Origin of the sequence: Streptomyces sp. NBC_01439, from assembly GCF_036227605.1 — a bacterium.
In the GTDB taxonomy this organism is placed as follows: domain Bacteria; phylum Actinomycetota; class Actinomycetes; order Streptomycetales; family Streptomycetaceae; genus Streptomyces.
The window spans coordinates 5,314,968-5,339,559 of the sequence record NZ_CP109487.1 but is presented as its reverse complement, the minus strand read 5'-3'; the positions used below and the strand labels follow the sequence as shown (position 1 = coordinate 5,339,559).

Genomic DNA, 24,592 nt, shown 5'->3' with positions numbered 1-24,592 from the left:
CCGTAGTACTTGTGGAGGGTCCGAAGGCGTGTCTGTTCTCACCTGGAGTCGTCGATGGCCGCTCGCCGTGTCGTGCCCAACATTCAGTCAGAGGCCATGCAGGAGAGCCGGGAGTTCTATGGTCTGCTGGGCTTCGAGGAGGTCATGAACCACGGCTGGATCATGACGCTCGCCTCCCCGTCGAGTCCGGCGGCGCAAGTCAGCCTTATGACCAGCGACAAGACCGCTCCCATCGCGCCCGACATGAGCGTCGAAGTGGACGACGTGGACGCGGCCTATGCGGCCGTGCGGGACAGCGGTGCGGAGATCGTCCACCCCTTGCAGGACGAGGAGTGGGGTGTCCGGCGGTTCTTCGTCCGCGACCCCAACGGCCGGGTGGTCAACGTGCTGGGCCACCGCTGAGGCCGCTCCCGCACGACCGGGAAAGGCGCTGGTCACAGCCACTCGTTGATGGCCCCGGCTCGATGCCTCTTGCGGCGATCGATCCCACACTCGACCGCATGCCGAGCCTTGTCGTCCTCCGGGTCGAACTTCGGTGGCCGGCCAGCCGGCCACCACGGGTGGTCAGGCCGCCGCGCGAGCGTCCGGGCCGAGCTCCAGGGGGTGCGGACCCGGCTCCCACTCCGGCAGCCAGTCGGTGGCGAGCACCCCGGCGAGGGCTCCGCGGAACCATTCGCCGAAGCCGATCCCCGTGTCGTGCCAGTCCGCCCAGCCGCGCCGGAACGCCGACACCGTCCAACTGCCGTCGGCGTGCGGGACCAGGAACAGCCGGTCGCCCTCGATCGTGTGGCCGAAGGCCAGGACGCCGCCGGAGGTGGGCAGGACGGGATGGGGCACCGAGGGGGACGGCGCGCCCGGCGCGTTGCGCTCCCCGTACGCGCGCAGGCCGCGGGCGCCGAAGAAGTACAGGTAGTCGGAGATCATCGTGTCTCCGTAGGCGCTCGCCACGGCCACGTAGTCGGGCGGGAGGACGACCGACCAGTCGCGCGCCAGTGCCTCGATGACGAGTGCGTCCTCGCCCGCCGGACGGACCGGCTCCCCGAGCAGTTCCGGCAAGCTCCAGGAGGCCCGGACCGCGAGTGCGGCGGTACGTGCGGGGGTCGGAGCCGGGACGAGGGGTTCGCCGTTCAACTCCGTCTCCCCCTCCAGGTCCCACCACAGCTCCCCGTCACCGATCAGGTAGGGCGCGCAGCCGTCGGCCAGGCCGCCGTGGTCCAGTACGTCGGCCACCTCCGCGAGGTACGCCGCCAGCGAGGGCCACCCGTCCTCGAAGTGGGCGGTGTCGTCGTGGCAGGCCGTACCCAGCCGGCCCTGCTGCGGCCCCTCGCGCATGTCGATCACCTGCGCGGTCCCGTGGCTCTCGGCCCACGGGATCCACCGGGGGTGCCACCAGGGCTCGGCTCCCGGCTCGGAAGGCTCGCCGAGGTCCTCGTCGTCAGCGTCGATCTCGCTGCGCATCCGCCAGTGCGCCACGATCTGCGCCACCGACTGCGGCGGCGGGCCCGGCAGGACGCTGCCCCAGCGCAGGAGGCCGTCGTGGCAAAGCAGCGAGTCGACCAGGTCGGCCGGGAAACGCAGGCCCATCTCCGCCTGCGCCGCCTCGACCGCGCCGGCGTCGGCGGGTCGTGCGAGGTTCTCGTACGAGGTCGGGGCGTGCTCGCGCAGCCAGCCGTCGATGCGGTCCCAGGACGAGCGGACCGGCGGCACGGGTGAGTTCATGGTGCCGATCATGTCGGACGCCACCGACAACGCCGCGACCGATCGCCGGTGGACGCCCGTTCCCGGTCGCCGCCCCGGATCCGGCTTCCTACGATGGGAAGGTCCGCTCGGGGAGCTGGGGACCGCTCGGGGACGTGCGTCAGAGGTGATCCTCCATGGGCCGGTACCGGACGCCCACCGTCTTGGCAGCCGCCTCCCTGCTGCTCACCGCGTTGTGCGCGGGCCAGGCCCCCGCGGCCGCCCCGCCGGGCCGGGTCGGCATCGACCCGGCGACCGCCGAGCAGCTCGACGACGCGATCACCGCGGCCATGCGCAAGGCCGACATCCCCGGGGTGGGCGTCGGCCTGTGGATCGACGGCGAGGACCCCTACGTGCGCGCCTTCGGCACCTCCGACAAGGCCACCGGCACCCCCATCAAGACCGACATGCACACGCGCATCGGCAGCGTCACCAAGACCTTCTCCGTCACCGGCGTCCTCCAGCTCGTCGACGACGGGAAGGTACGGCTGGACGCGCCGATCTCGACGTACCTCGACGGCGTGCCCGGCGGCGAGAAGATCACCGTCCGGCAGCTCGCCGACATGCGCAGCGGCCTCTACAACTACACCGAGGACCCGCGCTGGACGGCCGTCTTCAAGGCCGACCCGCACCGCGCCTGGACCCCGCAGGAGCTGCTGGACATCGCCTTCCGGCACCCCGCGAACTTCCCGCCGGGCGCGCGCTGGGAGTACTCCAACACCAACACCGTGCTGCTCGGCCGGCTCGTCGAGAAGGTCAGCGGGCAGCCCCTGCACACCTACCTGGAGCAGCAGGTCTTCGAACCGGCCGGCCTGGATTCGACCTCGCTGCCGACCGGCGCGGAGATCGCGTCCCCGTACGTGCACGGCTACACGAACTTCACCCCGGACGGCGCGACCGTCGACGCCTCCACCTGGAACCCGTCCTGGGGCTGGGCGGCCGGCGCGATGATCTCCACCATGGACGACCTGCACTCCTGGGTCCCGACCCTGGTCACCGGGAAGCTTCCCGACGGTGACCGCCTGCTGGAACCGGCCACCCAGGCCCAGCGGCTGCGCATGCTGCCCACCGGGCACGCGGACGTGGGCTACGGACTCGGCATCGCCGAACTCGACGGCTGGATCGGCCACAACGGCGAGCTGCCCGGCTACGAGACCATCGCCGTCCGCCTCCCGCAGGCCCGCGCCACCATGGTGATCGTGGTGAACTCCGACGTCGACGGGAAGTTCGCCAGCCTGAGCTCCCTCATCGCCAACACCGTCACCAAGATCGCGACCCCGGACCACGTCTGGGAACTCCCGCCCGCGGCCCAGCCCAACACCGTCCCTGAGCCGACCTCGGCCCCGGCCCCCACCCCGGCCCCGACCCCGAGTTCCTGACGTGCAGCTTGATCTTCATCCTGTGCGGCGGGGGAACGCTTCAGAGGCTGTAAAAAATCTGCCCCGCGAGTCCATGTCATCGCCGCGCATGGGTGGTTCGAGGTCGCTGTCGCGCCATCCGCGAAGGAGCAGACGTTTCGGCTGTAGGCCGGCGGTTCAGGTGGTGGGCGGGGTGGTCGTGTTGCGGGTCTGCCCGATCAGGACAGTGGTGGCTCGTTCCAACAGTGCGCAGAGCGCGGCGTGTTCGGAGGGTGTGAACGCATCGGTGAGCGCCTGCTCAAGGACGTCCACTTCCCTGTAGGCGCGATCGAGGAGCGCCTGGCCCTCATCGCTCAAGGTCGCGATCTGCACTTTGGCGTGCACCGGGGAGCTTGCGCGGTGAATGAGTTCCTTGCCTTCCATATTGGTCAGCACACTGCCCATGCTCTGCTGGGTCACCCCGCAGGAGCGGGCCAGTTGGGCGCCGGACATGCCACCTTCGCGCGAGAGGGTCAGCAGCACGGTGTACTGCGTCATGGTCAGCCCGTAGGTGCGCAGCACCGCCTCGTGATGCGCCATCAGCGCCTGTTCGGACCTTCTGATCCGGGTACAGAGGGACTTCTCGACCGGGGGTTCCACCACGGGCTCCCACTCCACTAACAGGTTCATGGGTTGACTCAGGAACCTTACATACCTACTGTCTCGACTATAAGGATACTGAGTCAGCACAAGGGGTTGTGACTGTGAAGGTTGTGCTCTTCGACATCGAGGGCCGTTACTGCGCTGCTGAAGTGGATGAACCCGTGCCCGGTCCGGGCCAGGTGGCGATCAAGGTTGCCTACGCCGGGGTCCAGTGGGGGGACGTCATGGTTCGCGAGGGTCACTTCCCTTTGCAGCGGCCCTTCGTTCCCGGCTTCGAGGCATCCGGGCACATCGTGGGGGTCGGTGAGGGTGTGGACCCGGGCCGTGTCGGGGCGCCCGTCGCGGCGTTGACCACCGGAGGTGCGTACGCCGAGGTGGTCTTGGCGCCCGCTGCGCTCAGCCTGGAGGCCGGTGACCTGTCGCTGCGGACTGCCGCGGGCCTGGGTTGGGGCGCACCGACCGCCTATGACCTGATCAACACCATCGCGCGGGTTCGGCCTGGTGAGAGCGTGTTGATCCATGCCGCGGCCGGCTCGGTCGGCACGCTGGCCGCCCAGTTCGCCCGGCTGGCCGGGGCCGGCCGGATCGTCGGTGTTGCGGGTAGCCGCGCCAGGGCCGAATACGCGGCCGGATTCGGATACGACCGCATCGTATTGCGCGAGGACTTCCCGGCCGGGCTCGACGACGAACGCTTCGACGTGATCCTCGACCCGGTCGGCGGTGCCGCTCGCCGCGCCGCTCCGGAACAGTTGGCGGCTCATGGTCGACTCGTGGTCTTCGGCAACCTCGCGGGTTTCGAGCCCGTCCCGGCCGATGCGGGTGACCTGCTCATGCACGGCAGATCGCTCCTGACGTACAACAGCAACCTGCTCGGCCGCACCCATCCCGAGCGCCTCGCGGACAGTGCCCGCCGCGCCCTCGCTCTCGTTGCGGCCGGCACGGTACGGGTGGACATCACCGCCGAATACCCCCTCGCGGACGTGGCCACCGCCGTACGGCGGCTCGCCGAGGGTGCCACTCACGGCAAGAGCGTCTTGCGGATCGCCTGACGCCGGACCGAAAGCGAGATCGCCGGGGGCGGCTCCTGCGCTCCTGCCCTCGTGCGGAAAACGACTCCGCCGGCCGGGTCCGCCGGACAAGGTGCTCACGGGTGAGCACGGGCGCCTAAGCCGCCGGTCGGCCCTTCGGGCGGCGCAGGCCCGCCGCGGTGAGGCGGCGCACGAGTTCCTTGCTGCCGATCTCCACCGCGCCGGCGCCGACCGCGTCCGCGTACCAGTACGAGGGCACGTCGTAGTGGTCCCGCTCGAAGGCGCGCGGCGGGCAGCCGATGCCCGCCGCGAAGGCGTGCAGCTCCTCGTACGAGACGTCGCTGACCAGGTGCGACCACATGCGGCCGTGGCCCGGCCAGGTCGGCGGGTCGATGTAGACGGTCACCGGCGGCTCACCGGCGGCCGAAGACCGGGCCCAGGCCGCCGATCGCGGCCACCTTCACGCCCGCCTCCGAACACACCCAGTGCGGGTCGGGTCCCAGCTCCGGCTCCACGTCCAGCGCGTGCGGCTCACCGTGGTTGCAGACCGGGCACAGCGGCCATCGTCCGTACTTCTCCAGCAGCGAGTCCTTCACGTCCTGGGCTACGAGTCCGGCAAGGTAATCGACGCCCTCCGGCCACTGCTCCACCCACCACCGGCGGTGCGTGACCGAGTCCTCGACGAGGGAGACGACATCGGCATCGGCGACCTCGCCGGCGGCGAGGTCGGCGAGAACGAGGGCGCGGGCGACGTGCAGCGCCTGCTCCAGGGGGGTCGCGTGGTCCATGCGCCCATTGTGGACCCGCGAGGGCCCGGCGATGAAGGCCCTCTTTCCGCAGGCCCAATGGCGTATTGACCGGACCCGACCCTGAAAATAAATTTCAGAAGTGAGCCAGAATGCGAAAGAAACTGCCAGCCATCCGCCGGTCCCTGCCGGACGCCCCGCCGCAAGCCCTGCTGGACGCGCCACCGCAAGCCCTGCCGGAAGCGCCGTCCCGGCTCCCCCGCCCCACGCCCTCCGGGCCCGGATCCGCAGCCTCGGCCCCTCCATGACCCGCTCCATGCAGGCCGTCGCCGACGCCGTCGCCGCCGACCCCGCCGCGTGCGCCCGGCTCACCGTCTCCGCCCTCGCCGAACGCACGGGCACCAGCGAGGCCACCGTCGTCCGCACCGCCCGCCTCCTCGGCTATCCCGGCTACCGCGACCTGCGCCTCGCGCTCGCCGCCCTCGCCGCCCAGCAGGAGTCCGGCGCCGCCCCCGCCGTCACCGTCGACATAGCCGTCGACGACCCGCTCGCGGACGTCGTCGCCAAGCTGGCGCACGAGGAGGCGCAGACCCTCACCGACACCGCCGCCGCCCTCGACCTCACCCAGCTCGCCGCCGCCGTCACCGCGCTCGCCACCGCCCGCCGCATCGACATCTACGGCATCGGCGCCTCCGCCCTCGTCGGCCAGGACCTCGCCCAGAAGCTGCTGCGCATCGGCCTCCTCGCCCATGCCCACAGCGACCCCCACCTGGCCGTCACGGGCGCCGTCCAGCTCCGCCCCGGCGACGTCGCCGTCGCGATCACCCACTCCGGCAGCACCGGCGACGTGATCGAACCACTGCGCGTCGCCTTCGAGCGCGGGGCCACCACCCTCGCCCTCACCGGCCGCCCGAACAGCCCCGTCACCCACTACGCCGACCTCGTACTGGCCACCTCGGCCGCCCGCGAGACCCAGTTGCGCCCGGCCGCCATGTCCAGCCGGACCAGCCAGCTGCTCGTCGTCGACTGCCTCTTCGTCGGCGTCGCCCAGCAGACCTACGAAACCGCCGCGCCCGCCCTCGCCGCCTCCTACGAAGCCCTCGCCCACCGCCACAACGGCAAACCCGGCCCCGCCCCATCCAGCCCCGTCAGGGGGCACCTCCCAGCGGTAGCTGGGGGAGTTTGAGGCGCGGGGTCCGGGACGGAGCCCCGGTACTTCAGCCCAGCCCGCACACCACCCGCACCCGCCAGGGACCCGCACCCGTCAGGGAAGGTCACATGACCGCCTACGAAGAACTCCGCGCCCAGCTGGACACCCTCACCACCGAGGCCTTCCGCCAGGACCTCGCCGAGATCGACCGGCTGTCCACCCTCGACATCGCCCGCACCATGAACGCCGAGGACGCCACCGTCCCGGCCGCCGTCGCCGCACGGCTCCCGCACATCGCCGCCGCCGTCGACGCGATCGCCGAGCGGATGGCCCGGGGCGGGCGGCTGGTCTACGCGGGCGCCGGCACGGCCGGCCGGATGGGCGTCCTGGACGCCAGCGAGTGCCCGCCCACCTTCAACACCGACCCGGCCGACGTCGTCGGTCTGATCGCGGGCGGCCCGTCCGCCATGGTCAAGGCCGTCGAGGGGGCCGAGGACTCGAAGGAGCTGGCCGCCGAGGACCTCACCGCGCTGGAGATCGGGCCGCACGACACCGTCGTCGGCATCTCCGCCTCCGGCCGCACCCCGTACGCGATCGGCGCCGTCGAGTTCGCCCGTACCCGCGGCGCGCTCACCGTCGGGCTCTCCTGCAACGCCGGATCCGCCCTCGCCGCCGCCGCCGACCACGGCATCGAGGTCGTCGTCGGCCCCGAACTCCTCACCGGATCCACCCGCCTGAAGGCCGGCACCGCGCAGAAGCTCGTCCTCAACCTCATCTCGACCATCACGATGATCCGCCTCGGGAAGACGTACGGGAACCTGATGGTCGACATGCGGTCCTCGAACGAGAAGCTGCACGCCCGCGCCCGCCGCATCGTGGCGCTGGCCACCGGCGCACCCGACGCGGAGATCGAGGCCGCGCTGACCGCCACCGGCGGCGAGGTGAAGAACGCGGTGCTCGTCGTCCTCGGCGGAGTCGACGGCCCCACGGCCGCCGCCCTGCTCGCGGCCTCGCAGGGCCACCTGCGCGCCGCCCTCGAACTCGCCCCCGCCCACACCCGCTGACCCCGCCCCCGAACCAAGGCGATCCCACATGTCCACTGACAAGAACCGCGCCACCGCCGCCGCGATCCTTCCGCTGGTCGGCGGCCCGGACAACATCACCTCGATCTCGCACTGCATGACCCGCCTGCGCATCTCGCTGCGCGACCGCTCGCTGGTCCAGGACGGGGCCCTGCGCGCCCTGCCCGCGGTGCTCGGCGTGGTCGAGGACGACACTTACCAGATCGTGCTGGGCCCGGGCACCGTCGCCCGCGTGACCCCGGAGTTCGAGGCGCTCGTAGCGGAAGCCCGCTCGGCAGCCCCCTCACCGACCGCCCCGACCGCCCCTTCCCCTGCGGCCCCTGCAGCCCCGGCGGCCCCGCCCGCACGCACGATCACCGCGGACGACCTCGCCGCTCAGGGCGCAGCACTGAAAAAGGCCCAGAAGGCGCGCAACGCCACGCCCTTCAAGCTGTTCCTGCGCCGGATCGCGAACGTCTTCGTCCCGCTGATCCCGGCGCTGATCGGCTGCGGCATCATCGCCGGCCTGAACGGCCTGCTGACGAACCTCGGCCGGGTGCCCGCCGTCGTGCCCGCCCTCGCCGCCATCGCCTCCGGCTTCATGTCCCTGATCGCGGTCTTCGTCGGCTACAACACGGCCAAGGAGTTCGGCGGTACGCCGGTCCTGGGCGGCGCGGTCGCCGCGATCATCGTCTTCCCGGGCGTCGCGAAGATCGACGCCTTCGGCCTGGAGCTCAAGCCCGGCCAGGGCGGCGTCCTCGGCGCGCTCGCCGCCGCCCTCCTCGCCGTGTACGTGGAGAAGTGGTGCCGCAGGTGGGTACCGGAGACCCTGGACGTCCTCGTCACACCCACGCTCACCGTGCTGATCTCGGGCCTCGTGACCCTCTTCGGCCTCATGTACCTCGCCGGTGAGGCCTCCGCCGCCATCGGCACCTTCGCGAACTGGCTCCTCGCCACCGGCGGCGCCTTCGCGGGCCTGGTCCTGGGCGGCCTCTTCCTCCCCCTCGTGATGCTCGGCCTGCACCAGGCCCTGATCCCCCTCCACACCACCCTCATCGAGCAGGACGGCTACACCGTCCTGCTGCCCATCCTCGCCATGGCGGGCGCGGGCCAGGTCGGCGCGGCCATCGCCGTCTACTACCGGCTCCCGCGCAACGGCTCGCTCCGCGCCACCATCAAGTCCGCGCTCCCGGCCGGTTTCCTGGGCGTCGGCGAACCGCTGATCTACGGCGTCTCCCTGCCGCTGGGCCGCCCCTTCGTCACCGCCTGCATCGGCGGCGCGGCCGGCGGCGCCTTCGTCGGCCTCTTCCACCAACTGGGCGTCGCCTTCGGCTCCAGCGCCATCGGCCCCTCGGGCTGGGCCCTGTTCCCGCTGCTCGACGGCAAGTCCAGTGCGGGCACCACCCTCGCGATCTACGCGGGCGGCCTGCTGGTCGGCTACCTGGTGGGCTTCGTCGCCACCTACTTCTTCGGCTTCACCCGCCAGATGCTGACCGACCTCGACACCGACCCGGACGCAGACCAGGACCCGAACGCCGCCACGGCCACCACCGGAACGCCCCCGAAGGAACGGGTCCCCGCCTAAGCGGGTGTGGCGACGCCTAGGTCGAGGATGATGTCGGCAGCACGGGCGATGACCGGGTCGCGGGTGGTGCCGGGGTGGTCGGCAGCGAGGAAGTGGCTACCGATGGCCATGCAGAAGGCGAGCAGAGCGCGGGCCTCGACCTCGTCGGGGTCGTCGCAGAAGGTGCCGATCGCGTCGCGCGCCAACTGAATGCGCTTGTTGTCCACGCGGCGCAGGCGCTCCGCGACGGTGTGGTCGCGGCGGGCCCAGTCGCGGACGGCCAGATCGATGGGCAGCAGGCGGTCGCTGGAGAAGGTGAGCCGCCCCGCCAGGCGGACCTTGTCCCGCGCGTCGCCGCCCTCCCGCTCGACCTGGTCGATCACATCGTCCACGCTCTCGCGCTCCCAGGTGTCCAGCATCTCGGCCAGTAGTGCGTCGCGGTCGGCGAAGTACCCGTAGAAGCCGCCCTTGGTCACCCCCAACGCCTTGGCGAGCGCCTCGACCCGCACGGCCTCCGCACCGCCCGCGGCCAGCGCCCGCAGTCCCTCCTCGACCCACTTCTCGCGCGGTGTGCGCAATGCGCCCATCTGTGGCCCACCTCACCCTGTCGAACCTGTTGTACGAAGCCGTACAACAGGTCTAGCCTCGCGTTGTACGGCATCGTATAACGCGAGAGAGGACACCGTCATGTCATTCGGTTTCGTTGCCTTCCACTACCCGGCCCCCGAGCACGTCGATGCGTTCGTCGCCAAGTGCCACCGGGTCGCCGAGGCGCTACGGCAACAGCCGGGCTTCCTGTCCGTCGGGGTCTGGGTCACCCCGGACGGCGCCGCCGTCGTCACCACCGGCGCGTTCGAGTCCGAGGGCGCCTTCCGGGCGACGGCCGGCCTTGCCCGCGGGTTGGGCGCGACGCCCGACGGCCTGAGCGACCTGGAGGTCAGGCCCCGCGAGGTTCACTTCCTCGAGTCGCGGTAGGAGCACCGCGAAGGATCAGCACTCGGCTTCGCCGCATCCGTTGGGTGGGGGGTCCGGATCGCCCCGCGGTCCATCAGGTCCCGCCCCGGACTCGCCCTACGCGCTCGTCCTGCGCATGCGCATGCGCGCCGCGGGTCCTTCGCGATGCGGGCACGGGCATGATGCGGAGATGATCAACTCCATACCTCCCGTGGTCCCCGCCGGCCGGATGCGCGCCCTGCCGCAGCCTGAGCTCGAGCTGCCGGGCGGCCTGCTGCTGCGCCCCTGGGCGCTCCACGACGTCCCCGCGCTCGTCGAGTCCTGCCTCGACCCGGACATCCGGCACTGGAACCGACCCGCCCTCCTCACTCCGGCCGAGGCCGAGGAGCGGATCGCCCACTGGCACGCCCGCTGGCAGGACGAGGAAGCCGCGATCTGGGCCGTCGCCACCGGCGGCCCGGCCGTCGGGCTCATCGGCATCGGCGACCTCGACCTGGCGGGCGGCAGCGGCGAGATCCTGTACTGGCTGCTGCCCGCCGGGCGCGGCCGCGGGGCCATGGTGGCGGCCACGGAACGCGTCAGCCGCTGGGCGTTCGAGGACCTCGGCCTGCACCGGATCCGGATCACCCACTCCGTGGCGAACCCGGCCTCCTGCGCCATCGCGACGAAGGCCGGCTTCCCCCTGGAGGGCACCATGCGCGGCGCCCTCCTGCACGCGGACGGCTGGCACGACGAACACCTGCACGCCCGCCTGCGCACCGACGCCCCGGCGTGAGGGGGAGTCACCAAGGCTGGGGCGGGGGCTGGAACGGGGTCGGAGTCGGGGTCGCGGTCGCGGGCGGGGTCGCGCCCTTTTCGATGGCGCTGGCCTTTTCCAGGAGCTCCGTGTAGGGCGTCTCCGCCGTAGAGCCGCGCACCTGCGAGAGACCGTACCGGTCACCGGCCTTCTCTTCGTTGTTGCTGGGGTTTCGCGGGTCGAAGGGGATCCGTTCATCCGGTGGCGACACGTCCACGATGACGTGCGGATTCTTGCCGCCGGTCCTCCACAGGGTGATGCGCTGTGGGCCGCGGGTCACGTTCAGGACTTCGCTGCTGTTCGAGATCCCGGTCCGGTACCGGTACTTCGCATCGGTCGGATCCCCCGGCTGGCAGTCCTCCTTGAGCTCCTTCGCCGTCTTCATGGAGCGCTCGTATGCCGCGGTCAGCCTCATTCTGTCTTTCCTGATCACGTATACCTCGGTCCGGGCCCTGACCGCTTCGTACTTGTGAGGAACCGCGCCGTCTATCTCGATGACCGCGTCCTGGGCGATCTCTTCCCCTGGATGCAGTACGCGGCCGACCGGCGAGACGAACTCGCCATCGTAAATCAAGTCGGTCGCGCCAGGCTTGGCGTCGAACTTGCTGTTCGCAGGCACGCCGTGGACCCAGTAGATGCTGCCGAGGACGTAGACGGGCACTTGGCCGGCGTTCCTCACGAAGAGACGCACCGTCACATACACCCGCTGCGACCCCTTCTCCATGTTCGACTCCTTGAACTCGGCCCCACTCTGGATCAGCGGCATCGTCACGAAGGGAACATAGATCTGCGAATACGCAAGGTTGGCGGTGGCGAGGAGGGTGGAAATTATCAACCCGATCGCAACCTTCCTGGGAACGCGGAGCCCCTTCCACGCCCCGGCTTTGATAAGTCCGAACAGGGCCACCGAGGACCAGACACAGAGGGCTATCCCGACCATGGTGTAACCGGTGAACCGCTCGCCGATCTGCAGCAGGAGCAGGGCGATGCTGCAGAGGAGGGAGATCACGACTCCGACCAGAACGACCACTCCCGAGTAACGCCACCGACGCTTGGTCCAGTAGTCGATGGCGGCCAGGGCGGCCGCCACCTCCACCATGGACACGGCGAGGATGGTGAGTCCCGCGATCCGTCCGGCGTACGAGAGGGCATCGCCGCTGTCCGACATGCCGATCCGGAAGAGCGGACACGCCGTCGCGAGGAGGCCGACGACCATGAAGAAGCAAATGGTTCGCCGCACCCACGCCACGTCCGGCCAGACAGTGTGGTCTCCGCCGATCCAGTGGATCTCGTGCCCCGGTTCCACGCCGGCACGGTCCAGGATCTTTCGGAGTTCCTTGAGGGAGCCGGCCTTGCCGACCCGCCTGCCGCCGACCGAAACCGGCCGCAAGCCGAGGTCTCCAGGCGGTCCCACAGATACCTCGGGCGCATTCGCCATAACACCAGCCTGCCGCTCGACCGCGAGCGGCGCCCCTCGAGCGCCCCCTTGTGCGCCCCCTCGTGCGCCCCGGCCAGGGTGCGCACGACCCACCGCAGAGGGAGGCTGGTGTCGATGCGTTGAAGTTGCTCGACCCCGGAGGAATCCCATGCGCACCCGAATTCTCGCGGTCACCGCCGCCCTCGCACTGGCCGTCTTCGGCGCCTCGGCCCCCCTTGCACAGGGCGCCGTACCGACGGTCCCCGGACCGACGTGCGAAGCCCACCACGGAACCGTGGAGTACGACTCCGCCACCGGCGTCTACAACTGCGTGGGCGGCTCCTACGACGGCGAACGCATCACCAGCTGAATACGGCTGGCGAATACGGCTCAGCCCGCGGCAGTACGCAAGAACGACACCAGGTCATCGACCCCGTAACCGAGCTTCGGCCCGCGCTCGGCGGCCATCAGCAGCAACTGGCCCACGATCTCGGCACCCCAGCCGTCCGTGCCGTCCTGCGACCACTCCCACAGCTTCTCGATGCCGAGGTCGGACATGAGCAGCCCGTGCTCCGTCCGGACCTCCCGGCAGGTCTCGGCGACGGCGTCCAGTAGCCGCGCCCCCGGCCGCTCGCAGCGCAGCCCGAAGTACCCGCCGACGTACTCGACCACGCACCCCTGCGGCGGCCGCGCCTCGATGCGCTCGTAGCTCGGCTGCTCCCCCACCGGGCAGTGGATCAGGGTGAACCGATGCCAGCCTGGCGGCGGAGGCGGCTTGGGGCGCCACGCGGTCAGCCCGAAGGCCTCCTGTACCAGCGCGGTCGCCTCGTCCGCCGTGGCGGCCGTCCGCGACTCCCGCCGCTCCCCGTCGTCCCCGACGGCCGTCCAGAGCGTGCCGCACTCTTCGCCCTCCACGCGCACGGACAGTCCCATGCCTCCACGCCTCCACGCGCCGGCGGCGAGGGCCGTCTCCAACCCGCGCAGCTTCCAGCCGAGTTCGAAGGCGAAGTTCACCGCCTCCACGGACCCGCTCACGCGCCCGCCGCCCGCTCGTGCAATACGGCGGCCAGCCGGAGCGCGGTGTCGAGGTTGCAGCGGCCGAGGTCGACCAGCGGCAGGCCGTACGTGCCGGCGGCGGAGACCCGGTCCACGTCCAGCGAGGGGAACAGCACCCCGACCCCGGCGAGCGAGTTCCGCAGCTGCTGGACGGCCTCCTCGGCCGCCTGCATGCGCTCCTGTGGGGAGAGCACCATGACATGTCACCTTTCCACTCTGAGTATCCAACTTCTTCACACAGAGTGGCGATGTGCTCACTAGCCTTTCAAGTGAGGGCCCCTCAACAACCGGACATGTTGCTCAGGGAGTTGCCATGCCACGAAAGAACCTCGATCCCTCCTCCTCACCCCGCGCCCTCCTGGGCGCGGAACTGCGCGTGGCGCGCGAACGCGCGGGCATGAGCCAGGCCGAACTCGGCGAACGGCTCTTCGTCAGCGGCGCGTTCATCGGCCAGCTCGAATCGGGCACGCGTCGCATGCACCTCGAATACGCCAAACAGATCGACGAGATCCTCGGCACGGACGGCTTCTTCGCCCGCAACTGCGGGGCACTGGCCAAGTCGAAGTACCCGAACCACTTCGCGGAGGCTGCTGAAGCGGAAGCGGAAGCGAAGACGATCCGGGAGTACGCGCCCTTGGCGCTGCCCGGGATGCTCCAGACGAAGGCATACGCCCGGGCTGTCTTCATCGCCTACCAGCCAACGGCCACCGAGGAGGTCATCTCCGAGCTGGTGCAGAACCGGCTGGACCGGGCCGGTGTCCTCAGTGATCCAACAACCCCGTTGTTCTGGTGTGTACTCGACGAATCAGCTCTTCGACGAGTCGTCGGCAGCCGGGCAGTGATGGCCGAGGTCCTACGTCACATCACAACCCTGATCCGTGCACGCCGGATCTTCGTGCAGGTACTGCCGTTCAGTGCAGGAGCACATTCGTCCATGGGCGGCACCCTGAAGCTGATGACCTTTGAGGACGCTCCTCCTCTGGCGTATGTCCAAGGCAACGCCATAGGGGTGCTTCTGGACGATCCGGCAACCGTGGCACGCCATTCGCTGACCTACGATCTCCTCACGGCCGGCGCGCTGTCACCCAGCGAATCGCTGGCTTTGATCGAGTCCGTGGCGGAGGATTACGAACATGACCAGCACGCCTGAGTACGACCTGTCAGCAGCCACGTGGCTGAAGTCCAGCTACAGCGACGGCAGCGGCGGCAACTGCCTGGAGATGGCCACTTGGCGGAAGTCCACCCACAGCGACGGCACTGGCGGCGACTGCCTCGAAGTGGCCGACGGCCACCCCCACCTCGTCCCCGTGAGGGACTCCAAGCAGCCCGAAGGCCCGCACGTGGTGTTCCACGCGCAGGCCTGGGCCCGGTTCGTCGGGTCGCTCTGAGCGGTCAGAGACCGTCGGTGAACAGCAGCTTGTTCGGGCTGTCGGCGCTGAGGTTCTGGACGATGTCCTTCGTGGACACCTCGTCCAGGAAGTCCGTCACCTCCGCCGGCAGCGCGTTCGGGTGCTCCGACTTGTAGAGCGCGGCCACACCGGTGACGTGCGGCGCGGCCATGGACGTACCGTCCAGGGCCACGCTGCCGCCGCCCAGACGCGCCGAGATGATGTCCTTGCCGGGGGCGTAGAGGTCCAGGCAGGTGCCCCAGTTCGAGAAGTCGGTCTCCTCGTCGAAGCGGTTCGTCGCGCCGACCGTCACCACGCGCTCGGCGGAGGCGGGCGAGACCCGGCAGGCGTCGATGTTGTCGTTGCCCGCCGCGATGACCGGCAGCACGCCCCGGTCGGACACGGCGGTCGCGGCCGCGTTGACCGCTTCGAGCCGGCCGCCGCCCAGCGAGGCGTTCAGGACGGCCGGCTGCCGGATGTTGTTGGCCACCCAGTCGAAGCCCGCGATGATGCCCGCCCAGGAACCCCGGTTGTCACAGCCGAGGACCCGGACGCTGACCAGGGTCACCTTGCGCGCCACGCCGAAGGTCGAACCGCCGACCGTGCCCGCGACGTGCGTGCCGTGGCCGTTGCAGTCCCCGCCGTTGAGGCCGCCCCCGATCGCGTCGAAGCCCGGCCGTGCACGGCCCTCGAAGTCGGGGTGCCGGTAGTCGATGCCGCTGTCGACGATGTACGCCGTCACGCCCTGCCCACTGCGGTTGGCGCTGAAGTTGCCGTCCAGCGGCAGGAACCGCTGGTCGATGCGGTCCAGGCCCCAGGAGTTGGAGGGCGACTTGGTCCCGACCCCCTTCACGGGGGTCGGCGGCACGGTCACCGTCGCATCCTGCGTCACGGACGCCACACCGGCCGTCCCACGGACGGTCTTCAGCTGCTCCGCCGTGAGGGACGCCGCGAAGCCGTTGATCGTCTTGGTGTAGGTGAACTTCGCCGTCAGGCCCAGCCGCTTCGCGAACGCCGCCGGGGCCACCTTCTTGTCGAGGCTGACGATGTAGCTGCCCGAGATGGCGTTCGCGGACGTGTGGAGCGGCGCCGGGGTCGGCTCCGGGGCCGCGGCGGAGGCCGTACCGGCCGCGACGGGAGTGACGGTGAGGAGGACAGCGGTGGCCAGACGTGCGAGCAGACGCATGGAAGGAGCTCCCTGACGTGCTTGGAAGGTCGGCGTGGAAGAGCCGCCCCCGCGATCTGGAGTCCTCCGCGGGTGCGGCCCCCCTTTGCATCGGGCACCTCCTCGGCGCGGCTTGAACCTCCGCCGCCACCTGGCCGATCGTCCGATCGCCACGTCGACATGGCCTGTCGCGTACGCTGCAGAAAGGGTTAGTCCCTTGCGCCGCCCGGGCCGCAGCCCGCTCCGCCCCACCCCCGGAAACTCGTGCGAGATTCACCCGTACGTCCGCCCCCCACATCAGGGAGCGCGCGGCCGGTGCCCGCCGTGCATCCGCCACACCCCCGGGCGTCGTTGACCGGCCCCGCCGCCCGTGATCGCCTCGGACCATGCGCAACCGCCTGAAGCGAGTCCTGCCCGCGGCCGTCACCGCACTGGCCGCCGTCGCCACGCCCGCGCCCGCGGCCACCACCGACGTGCCGGAACCCGTACCGCACACGGCCCCCGCCGACCACGCCACGTACGTCGTCACCGTGCGGGAGGGCGTCGACCCGGCCGAGGTGGCCGAGCGCGTCGGCGTCACCCCGGTCCACGTCTACCGCACCGTCCTGCACGGCTTCTCCGCCCGGCTCAGCCCCGCCCAGGTCGAGGCCCTGCGCGAGATGCCGGACGTCGAGACCGTGGAGGAGGACAGGGGGGCCACCGGCTTCGGCACCGGCACCGGCACCGGCTTCTGAGGCCCGGACTCCCCGGCCCGACAGGGGGCCGGGGAGACTGGGTTCATGCAACTGCCCACCGAAGTCGTGACCGGTACCGCGTTGATCGAGGTGGTACGGATATCCGCCCTCCCGACCGAGGCGGGCGCCCCGTACCCGGGCAGGCCGGTCGCCCACTGGTCGGGGGACGAGGTGACCGACGCCCTCGCGCTCATCGGGACCCTGCCCGGCAGCGGGCAGCACCGGTGCGGCTTCGCACCCGGATGGAGCGTGCGCGCCTACGACGACTCCCTCGAACCGGTCCTGATGGAGGCCGCGTTCTGCTTCAGCTGCCACGAGGTGCGCATGCACGGACCGGCCGTCCCGCCCGCCCTCGCCAAACAGTTCTTCGACGCGGACGCCCCGCAGGCCGCCGCTCTCCTCGCCCGGTTCCGCGCGGCGGGGGCGTGAGCCGGGCGCGGGCCCGGATCAGAGCCCGCCGGTGAAGAGCAGGCGGTTCGGGGTGAGCGGGCTGACACCGCTCAGGACGTCCTTGGTGGACCTGTCCTTGAGGAAATCGGCGACGGCTTGCGGAGCCGCCGTCGGGTTCGCGGCCTTGTAGAGGGCCGCGACACCGGTCACGTGCGGCGCGGCCATCGAGGTGCCGCTGTGGGAGATGCTGCCGCCGTCGAGCTGGGCGGAGACGATGTCCTCGCCCGGCGCGTAGAGGGAGACGCACTCGCCGTGGTTGGAGAAGGAGCTCTCCTCGTCGGACCGGTCGCTCGCCGCCACCGTGAAGGCCTTCGGCGCGGAGGCCGGGGAGACCAGGCAGGCGTCCTTCGCGGAGTTGCCCGCCGCCACGATCGGCAGCACACCCGCGTCGGTGACCGCGTTGGCGGAGTTGTTCACCGCTTCGGACCTGTCCCCGCCCAAGGAGACGTTCAGGACCGCCGGCTGCCGGGCGTTCCTGGCCACCCAGTCCAGGCCCGCGATGATCCCGGAGAAGGTGCCCGTGCCGTCGCAGCTGAGAACGCGGACGCTGACCACGTTGGCCCGGCGCGCCACTCCGTACGTCTGTCCGGCGACCGTGCCCGCGACGTGCGTGCCGTGGCCGTTGCAGTCCTGGCCGTCGCGCCCGCCGTCGACGGCGTCGAAGCCGAAGGCGGCACGGGTGCCGGCCGGCCCGCCGAACTCGCTGTGCTGGTAGTCGATGCCGGTGTCGAGGATGTAGGCGGTCACGCCGGCGCCGTCGCCCGCGACGGTGAAGTCGTTGTCCAGCGGCAGCTTCTCCTGGTCGATCCGGTCCAGGCCCCACGAGTTCGCCGGGACCCGGGTGCCGGTCACGGTGCTCGGCCGCGGGACGGGCCGGACCGTCGCGTCCTCCTCCACCGAGGCCACCCCCGGGCTGTTGCGGACGGTCGTCAGCTGGAGCGGGGTCAGCGGGACGGCGAAGCCGTTGAGCGCCGAGGTGTAGACGAACGAGGGCTCCAGGCCCAGCTCCTGCGCGGCCCCGGCCGCGTCCACCCCCTTCTCCAACGTCACGATGTACTCGCCGGGCACCGGGTTGGCGGCGGTCTTCAGCGGCGCCGGGGTCGGCTCCGGGGCCGCGGCGGAGGCCGTACCAGCGGCGACCGGGGGGACGGTGAGGAGGGCGGCGGCGGCCAGGCGGGCGAGCAGGCGCATGGAAGGAACTCCCTGACGGGTGGCGGGAAGGCACGGGGGAGCCGCCGCCCTCACGGACGGCACCGGGTGCTCCTGCGAGGGCGGCCCCCAGCTCCATCGGTGCCACCTCTCGGCGGGTTGAATCACCGGCTCACCTGGTTGTCCGTCGGGTGGGCGCGTCGACGCGGCCAGATCACCCGTACGGCCCGCCCCCGGACCAGGGAGCGCACGGCCGGTGCGCCGCCCGTGCCCCCGCCACACCCGCGGGCGTCGTTGACCGGTCCCGCCGCCCGTGATGGCCTCGGGCCATGCGCATCCGCCTGAGCCGAGCCCTGCCCGTGGCCGTCGCCGTACTGGCCGCCGTCGCCGCCCTGCCCGTCGCCGCGGCCACCGCCGAGGTGCGGGAACCCGTACCGCACACGGCCCCCGCCGCCGACCACGCCACGTACATCGTCACCGTGCGGGAAGACAGCGACCCGGCCGAGGTGGCGGACCGGGTCGGCGCCACCCCGATGCACATCTACCGCGCCGTCCTGCACGGCTTCTCCGCCCGGCTCAGCCCCGAACAGGTCGAGGCCCTGCGCGAGATGCCCGACGTCGAGTACGTCGAGGCGGACGGCCGGGCCACCGGGGACGGCGCCTTCGGCAACGGCCAGTACGGGAGGTGGGGGCTCTCGGACGCGTGACCGGGGGGCGGGTCGTGCGCGTACGGCCGCGCCGCGCTCGGTACGCGCCGACCGTCACCAGCCGAAGACCGGGTCGATGTCGAAGAGGGGCGGCAGCAGGCCCTTGCGGTCCAGGTTGACGAAGACGTACGAGCCGGGCGGCCCGGGATAGAACGCGAACCGCTCGCCCAGGGGCAGGTCGCGCAGGACCGTGGGGACCGCCCTGCGCCCGCCGTCGCCCAGGCCGCGGTGGGTGAGGTACGTCCACCAGCGGTCCGAGGTCACCACGCCGACCTCGCCCGGGCCGGTCGGGGCCAGCCCGTGGACCTCGTCGTCGCCGACGCCCGCGTGCCACAGCAGCCGGCCGTCGGTGAGGGAGTAGGCGGACACGCCGTTCCCCTCCCCCTGCTTCACCGCGGTGACCAGCAGGTCTCCGGTCAGCACCGGCGACGGCTCGGACAGCAGGTCCCCGTCCGGACCCGAGGCGGGTATCGAGCCCCGCACACGGCCCGTGTCGTCTAGCAGCAGCACCCCGTCCATGCCCTTCTCGGCGGTCTCCGTGACGCGCAGGACCGGCGGGACGGCGGACAACACCCGCACCTCGCGCAGCCGGCTCGCCGTCGGCAGCGCGCTCTGCCAGACGCGGGTCCCCGTACGGGCGTCGACGGCCGTGATCCGGGCGGCGTCGCCGCACTCCTCCACGTAGAGGGCGCGTTGGTCCGAGCCGTCGACGGCCTTCACCGTGCAGTCGGCCGGGACCGGGACCCGCCAGAGCTCCTGGCCGCCGCGCAGGTCGAGGCCGGTCACCGTGTCCCGGTCCGCCACGACGGCGCTCGGGCCCGCCGCGGCCACCAGGGCCCGGCCGGTGTCCCGGGTCCAGCGGACCCGGCCCTCGACCAGGTCCACGGCGACGACCTGCGAGCCGCACGTGCCCACGCTCTCCCCGTACGCGAGGAGGCCGGTGCCCGACGAGATCGTCCGGCTGAGCGCGCAGAGCGGCGTGCGCTCCGGGGCGGGCAGCCGCCAACCCCTGCGGCCCTCCCCGTTGTAGGCGACGAGCCCGTCCGTGCGGGCCCGTACGAGCCTTCCGGGCGCGAGCGCCCAGACGCCGACCGGGGCCGCCGCCGGATGCACCGGCTGCTGCCACCCGGACAGGTCCAGCTGCGGGCCGCGCACCTGCTCGAAGCCCGACCAGCCGGGCCCCAGCGCGGCCAGCGCCACGCAGCCTGCGATCACGCGGACGTACACCGGGGGGCGGCCGTGGCCGCGCTTCCTCGGTGTGCGCCACAGCAGCCACGCGGCGGCGGCGCACAGCGGGGCGAGGAGCGCGAGGACGCCCGTGCCGCGCGGGCAGCTGTCGATCCCGCACACGCGGACGGGGGCGTCGGCGAGCACCAGCTTCGCCAGGAGGACCAGGTACAGGGCCGCCACCGCCGCGAACGCTGCGGCGGCAGCACATGCGAGGTGTCCCAAGAGCCGCACCGGTCGCGGTCGTTCCATTTCCATGATCCCCCCGAGTGGGACCCTATCGACCGGCCGCCGCCGTTCCCGACCGGGCCCCATCCGATCGGGGGAAGCCTCCCCAAAGACGACGTCAGGGCGCGCATATGCCCCTAGCCTGTGCCCCGTTCGTACCGGACGGAGGCGAGTGGGCCGACCCGAAGGGCGTGCTGATGGTCCTGGAGGCGACCTCCCACGACGCGGACACCGACCGGCGGGACCGGAAGGAGAAGCGGGACGGGTACGCGGCGGCCGGGATCCCGGTCCACCTGCTCATCGACCGGGAAAGCTGCACGCTGACGGTCCACAGCGATCCCGAAGACGGCTCGTACCGCGACAGCCCCTCCCTCCCGGACGGGGCCTCCGTCACGGTCCCCGCCCCGGTGGACATCACCCTCGACACCGAACCCCTCAAGGAGTTCGCCCGGTGACGCCGACCCGGTGCCGGGTAGGCGGTCAGAGCGCGGAGCCCCCGGTGGCGTCGACCACGCGCCCGGTCACCCGGCGCGCGGCGGCGGAGCCGGGGCTGCCGAGCCCCGCCCGGAGGGCACGATTTCCGTAACGATCGATACGGAAAACTAGGCGCGGGCCGCCGCGATGAAGGCGCGGATCAGGTCGGGGTCCTTCACGCCGCGCTCGCGCTCCACCCCGCTGGACACGTCCACGCCCCACGCCCCGGTGGCCGCGAGCGCCTCCCCCACGTTGCCCGGGTTCAGCCCGCCGGCGAGCAGCCAGCGCCCCTCGGGCGCGGCGAAGTCCGCCGCACCCCAGTTCCACGGCTTGCCGGAGCCCGGGTCGGGCGCGTCCAGCAACAGCAGGTCCTCGCCGTACTCACCGCAGCACTCCACGCGCTCGGCGGTGGCCCGCAGCAGGGTCCGGCCCTCGGCCCGCAGCGCCGCGAAGTCCTCGGGCCCCTCCTCGCCGTGCAGCTGCACGCCCCGCACACCGCTCTCCTCGGCGAACCGCCGCACTTCCGCCACCGACTGCCCCCGGAAGACGCCCACGGTGAGCACCCCGGCGGGCACCCGTGCGGCGAGCTCCCGCGCGGTGGCGGCGTCCACGGTCCGCGGGCTCCCGGGCGCGAAGACGAACCCGACGGCGTCCGCCCCGGCGGCCACGGCCACGTCGACGTCGTGCGCGGTCTTGAGTCCGCAGATCTTGACGAAGAGATCGCTCATGCGACCAGTCAACCAAACCCGCCGCATCCACGGGTGGCACGTCCCATAGGCCGGGCACGGCGGCCCCGCCGTCGCTAGCCTGGGACGAGGCACACACCCACGGCACGGCACGCCCCGGAGGACGACGGTGACGACCATGATCGAACGGGCCACACCCATAGGGACTCTGTCGCCGCCAACGTTCGAAACACTCCTGCGCACCGTCGAGGAGATGGACACGCCAGACGGCTTCAAGGCCGAGCTCATCCGGGGGAAGATCGTCGTGTCGCCGTTTTCCGCGCTGCGCTACCTGCGTCCCATGCGCGCGCTTCGCAAGCAGATCGAGGCGCACGCGCCCAAGGGGCACTTCGCCGAGACGTCGCCCTTCCTCTTCAGCTTCCCGACAGCGGAGCGCGCCTACGGCCCCGACCTCTTCGTCGCGGACGAGGCCTCTTTCGGCGAAGAGGGCCGCCACGCGGACGGGGCGGCCTTGTCGCTGGTCGCCGAGTTCACCTCCCTGTCGACCAAGGACGCCGACTGGAACGAGAAGCTCGACGTCTACGGACGCCTCGTACCGGTCTACCTGGTCGTCGACATGCAGGACTCGGAGATCACCTGCTTCTGGGACCCCTCCCCGCACGGGTACCGCTCCCGTACGACGGTGTCCTTCAGCGAGCCCCTGCACGTCCCGGAACCGTTCGACTTCGCGATCGACACCACCGGCTTCTGACCGGCCGGAACGCCGGATCCCGGACGAAAGGGGCCCGTCATGAACCACACCCGCTGGAAGCTGACCCGCGAGAAGACGGCCGCACAGGGGTACGTCGAGTCGGCCGAGGTGCGGGCCGAGCGAGCTGAGATCCGGCTGGCCATGGCGTTCGCCAAGGCCGTCTACGAGCGGCGCAAGGCGCTGGGCCTGTCCCAGGCCCAGTTGGCCGAGCGGGCCGGGCTCACGCAGGCGAAGGTCTCCCGGGTGGAGGGCGCCGACGCGGTGCCCACGCTGCCGCTACTGCGCCGCCTCGCTCACGCCTTGGACGCGGGTCTGACCATCGCCCTCGACGAAGACCGCGAAGAGGTCACCTTCATCGCACACCCCGCCGCCTGAGACCCCGTCCGGGAAACGCCCGAGGGCGGCACCCCCGTGGGGGTGCCGCCCTCGTTCGAGAACAGCCGATCAACCAGTGGCCGGAGCCGGGGTCGATCAGAAGTCCATGTCACCGCCCGGCATGCCGCCGCCCGCGGGGGCACCGGCCTTCTCGGGCTTGTCGGCGATGACGGCCTCGGTCGTCAGGAACAGCGCGGCGATCGACGCGGCGTTCTGCAGCGCGGAGCGCGTGACCTTCGCCGGGTCGATGATGCCCTCGGCGATCATGTCGACGTACTCGCCGGACGCGGCGTTCAGGCCGTGACCGATCGGCAGGTTGCGCACCTTCTCGACGACGACGCCACCCTCGAGACCACCGTTGACGGCGATCTGCTTGAGCGGGGCCTCCAGGGCGAGCTTCACGGCGTTGGCGCCGGTCGCCTCGTCACCCTCGAGCTCCAGCTTCTCGAAGACCGCGGAGGCCTGCAGCAGGGCCACGCCACCACCGGCGACGATGCCCTCCTCGACGGCCGCCTTCGCGTTGCGAACGGCGTCCTCGATGCGGTGCTTGCGCTCCTTGAGCTCGACCTCGGTCGCGGCACCGGCCTTGATGACGGCCACGCCGCCGGCCAGCTTCGCGAGGCGCTCCTGGAGCTTCTCGCGGTCGTAGTCCGAGTCGGAGTTCTCGATCTCGGCGCGGATCTGGTTCACGCGGCCCTGGACCTGGTCGCTGTCACCGGCACCGTCGACGATGGTGGTCTCGTCCTTGGTGATGACGACCTTGCGGGCGCGGCCGAGCAGGTCGAGACCGGCGTTCTCCAGCTTGAGGCCGACCTCCTCGGAGATGACCGTGCCGCCCGTAAGGATGGCGATGTCACCGAGCATGGCCTTGCGACGGTCACCGAAGCCCGGGGCCTTGACGGCGACGGACTTGAAGGTGCCGCGGATCTTGTTGACGACGAGGGTGGAGAGCGCCTCGCCCTCGACGTCCTCGGCGATGATCAGCAGCGGCTTGCCGGACTGCATGACCTTCTCCAGGAGCGGCAGCAGGTCCTTGACCGAGCCGATCTTGGAGTTGACGATCAGGATGTACGGGTCGTCGAGGGACGACTCCATGCGCTCCATGTCGGTGGCGAAGTACGCCGAGATGTAGCCCTTGTCGAAGCGCATGCCCTCGGTGAGCTCCAGCTCCAGACCGAAGGTCTGGGACTCCTCGACGGTGATGACGCCTTCCTTGCCGACCTTGTCCATGGCCTCGGCGATGAGCTCGCCGATCTGGGTGTCGGCGGCGGAGATGGAGGCCGTAGAAGCGATCTGCTCCTTGGTCTCGACATCCTTCGCCTGGGCGAGCAGGGCGGCGGAGACGGCCTCGACGGCCTTCTCGATACCGCGCTTGAGGGCCATCGGGTTCGCACCCGCGGCCACGTTGCGCAGGCCCTCGCGGACGAGCGCCTGGGCGAGAACGGTGGCGGTGGTCGTACCGTCGCCGGCGACGTCGTCCGTCTTCTTGGCGACTTCCTTGACCAGCTCGGCGCCGATCTTCTCGTACGGGTCCTCGAGCTCGATCTCCTTGGCGATGGAAACACCATCGTTGGTGATCGTGGGGGCGCCCCACTTCTTCTCAAGGACGACGTTGCGACCCTTGGGGCCAAGGGTGACCTTGACGGCGTCGGCGAGCTGGTTCATCCCACGCTCGAGGCCGCGGCGGGCCTCCTCGTCGAACGCAATGATCTTGGCCATCTGAAGTGGTCCTCCCGGACAGCGGTGGAT

30 protein-coding genes are annotated in these 24,592 nt (G+C 71.3%); 17 read left to right on the top strand and 13 right to left on the bottom strand.

Annotated elements, in window-relative coordinates:
- Nucleotides 1–54 precede the first annotated feature (54 nt).
- Nucleotides 55–402 (top strand): VOC family protein, encoded by a 348-nt coding sequence (locus tag OG207_RS24100; protein WP_329100716.1) that lies wholly within the window; start codon nucleotides 55–57, stop codon nucleotides 400–402.
- Nucleotides 403–564: 162 nt separating this feature from the next.
- Here the strand turns inward: OG207_RS24100 and OG207_RS24095 are convergent, their stop codons facing one another.
- Nucleotides 565–1,719: an SMI1/KNR4 family protein gene (locus tag OG207_RS24095; RefSeq protein WP_329100714.1), complete on the bottom strand. Its 1,155-nt coding sequence runs from the start codon at nucleotides 1,717–1,719 to the stop codon at nucleotides 565–567.
- A gap of 155 nt (nucleotides 1,720–1,874) precedes the next feature.
- Between OG207_RS24095 and OG207_RS24090 the strand changes: the two genes are divergently transcribed.
- Nucleotides 1,875–3,116 (top strand): serine hydrolase domain-containing protein, encoded by a 1,242-nt coding sequence (locus OG207_RS24090; RefSeq protein ID WP_329100712.1) that lies wholly within the window; start codon nucleotides 1,875–1,877, stop codon nucleotides 3,114–3,116.
- A gap of 156 nt (nucleotides 3,117–3,272) precedes the next feature.
- Here OG207_RS24090 and OG207_RS24085 read toward each other — a convergent pair whose 3' ends face one another.
- Nucleotides 3,273–3,764: a MarR family winged helix-turn-helix transcriptional regulator gene (locus OG207_RS24085; protein ID WP_329100710.1), complete on the bottom strand. Its 492-nt coding sequence runs from the start codon at nucleotides 3,762–3,764 to the stop codon at nucleotides 3,273–3,275.
- Between the two features lie 68 nt (nucleotides 3,765–3,832).
- On the opposite strand from OG207_RS24085, the gene OG207_RS24080 reads away from it, so the two are divergent.
- On the top strand, nucleotides 3,833–4,786 hold the full coding sequence (locus OG207_RS24080) for a quinone oxidoreductase family protein (protein ID WP_329100707.1): 954 nt from the start codon (nucleotides 3,833–3,835) through the stop codon (nucleotides 4,784–4,786).
- A 115-nt stretch (nucleotides 4,787–4,901) separates the two neighbouring features.
- Here OG207_RS24080 and OG207_RS24075 read toward each other — a convergent pair whose 3' ends face one another.
- Together OG207_RS24075 and OG207_RS24070 are read right to left on the bottom strand one after the other, a co-directional pair.
- Nucleotides 4,902–5,171: a DUF4031 domain-containing protein gene (locus tag OG207_RS24075; RefSeq protein ID WP_329100705.1), complete on the bottom strand. Its 270-nt coding sequence runs from the start codon at nucleotides 5,169–5,171 to the stop codon at nucleotides 4,902–4,904.
- A 7-nt stretch (nucleotides 5,172–5,178) separates the two neighbouring features.
- The gene (locus tag OG207_RS24070; RefSeq protein ID WP_329100703.1) at nucleotides 5,179–5,553 is read right to left on the bottom strand and encodes a hypothetical protein; all 375 of its coding nucleotides are present in this window, start codon (nucleotides 5,551–5,553) and stop codon (nucleotides 5,179–5,181) included.
- Nucleotides 5,554–5,794: 241 nt separating this feature from the next.
- Here OG207_RS24070 and OG207_RS24065 point away from each other — a divergent pair, with 241 nt between their 5' ends.
- The 3 genes from OG207_RS24065 (at nucleotide 5,795) to OG207_RS24055 (ending at nucleotide 9,307) form a co-directional block, all read left to right on the top strand.
- Entirely contained in the window at nucleotides 5,795–6,697 is a 903-nt protein-coding gene (locus OG207_RS24065; RefSeq protein ID WP_329107820.1) for a MurR/RpiR family transcriptional regulator, read from the top strand.
- A gap of 92 nt (nucleotides 6,698–6,789) precedes the next feature.
- Nucleotides 6,790–7,725 carry an N-acetylmuramic acid 6-phosphate etherase gene (gene murQ / locus OG207_RS24060; protein ID WP_329100701.1) on the top strand — a complete coding sequence of 312 codons (936 nt, stop codon included), beginning with the start codon at nucleotides 6,790–6,792 and terminating at the stop codon, nucleotides 7,723–7,725.
- Nucleotides 7,726–7,753: 28 nt separating this feature from the next.
- Entirely contained in the window at nucleotides 7,754–9,307 is a 1,554-nt protein-coding gene (locus OG207_RS24055) for a PTS transporter subunit EIIC (protein ID WP_329100699.1), read from the top strand.
- Here OG207_RS24055 and OG207_RS24050 read toward each other — a convergent pair.
- The gene (locus OG207_RS24050) at nucleotides 9,304–9,873 is read right to left on the bottom strand and encodes a TetR/AcrR family transcriptional regulator (RefSeq protein WP_329100697.1); all 570 of its coding nucleotides are present in this window, start codon (nucleotides 9,871–9,873) and stop codon (nucleotides 9,304–9,306) included. The genes OG207_RS24055 and OG207_RS24050 overlap by 4 nt on opposite strands.
- A gap of 100 nt (nucleotides 9,874–9,973) precedes the next feature.
- Between OG207_RS24050 and OG207_RS24045 the strand changes: the two genes are divergently transcribed.
- Nucleotides 9,974–10,261 carry an antibiotic biosynthesis monooxygenase gene (locus OG207_RS24045; RefSeq protein ID WP_329100695.1) on the top strand — a complete coding sequence of 96 codons (288 nt, stop codon included), beginning with the start codon at nucleotides 9,974–9,976 and terminating at the stop codon, nucleotides 10,259–10,261.
- 169 nt (nucleotides 10,262–10,430) lie between these two features.
- Nucleotides 10,431–11,015 (top strand): GNAT family N-acetyltransferase, encoded by a 585-nt coding sequence (locus OG207_RS24040; RefSeq protein WP_329100693.1) that lies wholly within the window; start codon nucleotides 10,431–10,433, stop codon nucleotides 11,013–11,015.
- 7 nt (nucleotides 11,016–11,022) lie between these two features.
- On the opposite strand, the gene OG207_RS24035 is transcribed toward OG207_RS24040, so the two are convergent.
- A complete protein-coding gene (locus OG207_RS24035; RefSeq protein ID WP_329100691.1) occupies nucleotides 11,023–12,474 on the bottom strand; it encodes a hypothetical protein in 1,452 nt (483 codons plus the stop codon).
- Nucleotides 12,475–12,622: 148 nt separating this feature from the next.
- On the opposite strand from OG207_RS24035, the gene OG207_RS24030 reads away from it, so the two are divergent.
- Complete coding sequence (locus tag OG207_RS24030; RefSeq protein ID WP_329100690.1) at nucleotides 12,623–12,823, top strand: hypothetical protein; 201 nt, start codon at nucleotides 12,623–12,625, stop codon at nucleotides 12,821–12,823.
- 20 nt (nucleotides 12,824–12,843) lie between these two features.
- Here OG207_RS24030 and OG207_RS24025 read toward each other — a convergent pair whose 3' ends face one another.
- Nucleotides 12,844–13,488, bottom strand: a complete 645-nt coding sequence (locus OG207_RS24025) for a hypothetical protein (protein WP_329100688.1) — start codon at nucleotides 13,486–13,488, stop codon at nucleotides 12,844–12,846.
- On the bottom strand, nucleotides 13,485–13,706 hold the full coding sequence (locus OG207_RS24020) for a hypothetical protein (protein WP_329100686.1): 222 nt from the start codon (nucleotides 13,704–13,706) through the stop codon (nucleotides 13,485–13,487). Before OG207_RS24020 ends, OG207_RS24025 begins: the two co-directional genes overlap by 4 nt.
- A 116-nt stretch (nucleotides 13,707–13,822) precedes the next feature.
- Between OG207_RS24020 and OG207_RS24015 the strand changes: the two genes are divergently transcribed.
- Together OG207_RS24015 and OG207_RS24010 are read left to right on the top strand one after the other, a co-directional pair.
- Entirely contained in the window at nucleotides 13,823–14,659 is an 837-nt protein-coding gene (locus OG207_RS24015) for a helix-turn-helix domain-containing protein (RefSeq protein ID WP_329100684.1), read from the top strand.
- Nucleotides 14,643–14,897 (top strand): DUF397 domain-containing protein, encoded by a 255-nt coding sequence (locus OG207_RS24010; protein WP_329100682.1) that lies wholly within the window; start codon nucleotides 14,643–14,645, stop codon nucleotides 14,895–14,897. The genes OG207_RS24015 and OG207_RS24010 overlap by 17 nt, the downstream gene beginning before the upstream one ends.
- Nucleotides 14,898–14,901: 4 nt before the next feature.
- Here OG207_RS24010 and OG207_RS24005 read toward each other — a convergent pair whose 3' ends face one another.
- Nucleotides 14,902–16,083, bottom strand: coding sequence for a S8 family peptidase (locus OG207_RS24005; protein WP_329100680.1), 1,182 nt, complete (start codon nucleotides 16,081–16,083; stop codon nucleotides 14,902–14,904).
- Between the two features lie 365 nt (nucleotides 16,084–16,448).
- Here OG207_RS24005 and OG207_RS24000 point away from each other — a divergent pair, with 365 nt between their 5' ends.
- Both OG207_RS24000 and OG207_RS23995 read left to right on the top strand, forming a co-directional pair.
- Nucleotides 16,449–16,796, top strand: coding sequence for a protease inhibitor I9 family protein (locus OG207_RS24000; protein WP_329100678.1), 348 nt, complete (start codon nucleotides 16,449–16,451; stop codon nucleotides 16,794–16,796).
- 45 nt (nucleotides 16,797–16,841) lie between these two features.
- On the top strand, nucleotides 16,842–17,225 hold the full coding sequence (locus tag OG207_RS23995; RefSeq protein ID WP_329100676.1) for a hypothetical protein: 384 nt from the start codon (nucleotides 16,842–16,844) through the stop codon (nucleotides 17,223–17,225).
- Nucleotides 17,226–17,243: 18 nt separating this feature from the next.
- Here OG207_RS23995 and OG207_RS23990 read toward each other — a convergent pair whose 3' ends face one another.
- Nucleotides 17,244–18,437 carry a S8 family peptidase gene (locus tag OG207_RS23990; protein WP_329100674.1) on the bottom strand — a complete coding sequence of 398 codons (1,194 nt, stop codon included), beginning with the start codon at nucleotides 18,435–18,437 and terminating at the stop codon, nucleotides 17,244–17,246.
- A gap of 287 nt (nucleotides 18,438–18,724) precedes the next feature.
- On the opposite strand from OG207_RS23990, the gene OG207_RS23985 reads away from it, so the two are divergent.
- Nucleotides 18,725–19,102, top strand: a complete 378-nt coding sequence (locus OG207_RS23985; RefSeq protein WP_329100672.1) for a protease inhibitor I9 family protein — start codon at nucleotides 18,725–18,727, stop codon at nucleotides 19,100–19,102.
- 54 nt (nucleotides 19,103–19,156) lie between these two features.
- Here the strand turns inward: OG207_RS23985 and OG207_RS23980 are convergent, their stop codons facing one another.
- A complete protein-coding gene (locus tag OG207_RS23980; protein ID WP_329100670.1) occupies nucleotides 19,157–20,581 on the bottom strand; it encodes an outer membrane protein assembly factor BamB family protein in 1,425 nt (474 codons plus the stop codon).
- Nucleotides 20,582–20,688: 107 nt separating this feature from the next.
- Between OG207_RS23980 and OG207_RS23975 the strand changes: the two genes are divergently transcribed.
- Nucleotides 20,689–21,012, top strand: coding sequence for a Uma2 family endonuclease (locus OG207_RS23975; RefSeq protein WP_443072729.1), 324 nt, complete (start codon nucleotides 20,689–20,691; stop codon nucleotides 21,010–21,012).
- A gap of 147 nt (nucleotides 21,013–21,159) precedes the next feature.
- Here OG207_RS23975 and OG207_RS23970 read toward each other — a convergent pair whose 3' ends face one another.
- Nucleotides 21,160–21,759 (bottom strand): phosphoribosylanthranilate isomerase, encoded by a 600-nt coding sequence (locus OG207_RS23970; protein ID WP_329100668.1) that lies wholly within the window; start codon nucleotides 21,757–21,759, stop codon nucleotides 21,160–21,162.
- A gap of 211 nt (nucleotides 21,760–21,970) precedes the next feature.
- On the opposite strand from OG207_RS23970, the gene OG207_RS23965 reads away from it, so the two are divergent.
- The gene (locus tag OG207_RS23965; RefSeq protein WP_329100666.1) at nucleotides 21,971–22,468 is read left to right on the top strand and encodes a Uma2 family endonuclease; all 498 of its coding nucleotides are present in this window, start codon (nucleotides 21,971–21,973) and stop codon (nucleotides 22,466–22,468) included.
- 39 nt (nucleotides 22,469–22,507) lie between these two features.
- Entirely contained in the window at nucleotides 22,508–22,843 is a 336-nt protein-coding gene (locus OG207_RS23960; protein ID WP_329100664.1) for a helix-turn-helix domain-containing protein, read from the top strand.
- A gap of 96 nt (nucleotides 22,844–22,939) precedes the next feature.
- Here the strand turns inward: OG207_RS23960 and groL are convergent, their stop codons facing one another.
- Nucleotides 22,940–24,562, bottom strand: a complete 1,623-nt coding sequence (gene groL, locus OG207_RS23955) for a chaperonin GroEL (protein WP_329100662.1) — start codon at nucleotides 24,560–24,562, stop codon at nucleotides 22,940–22,942.
- Nucleotides 24,563–24,592: the final 30 nt, after the last annotated feature.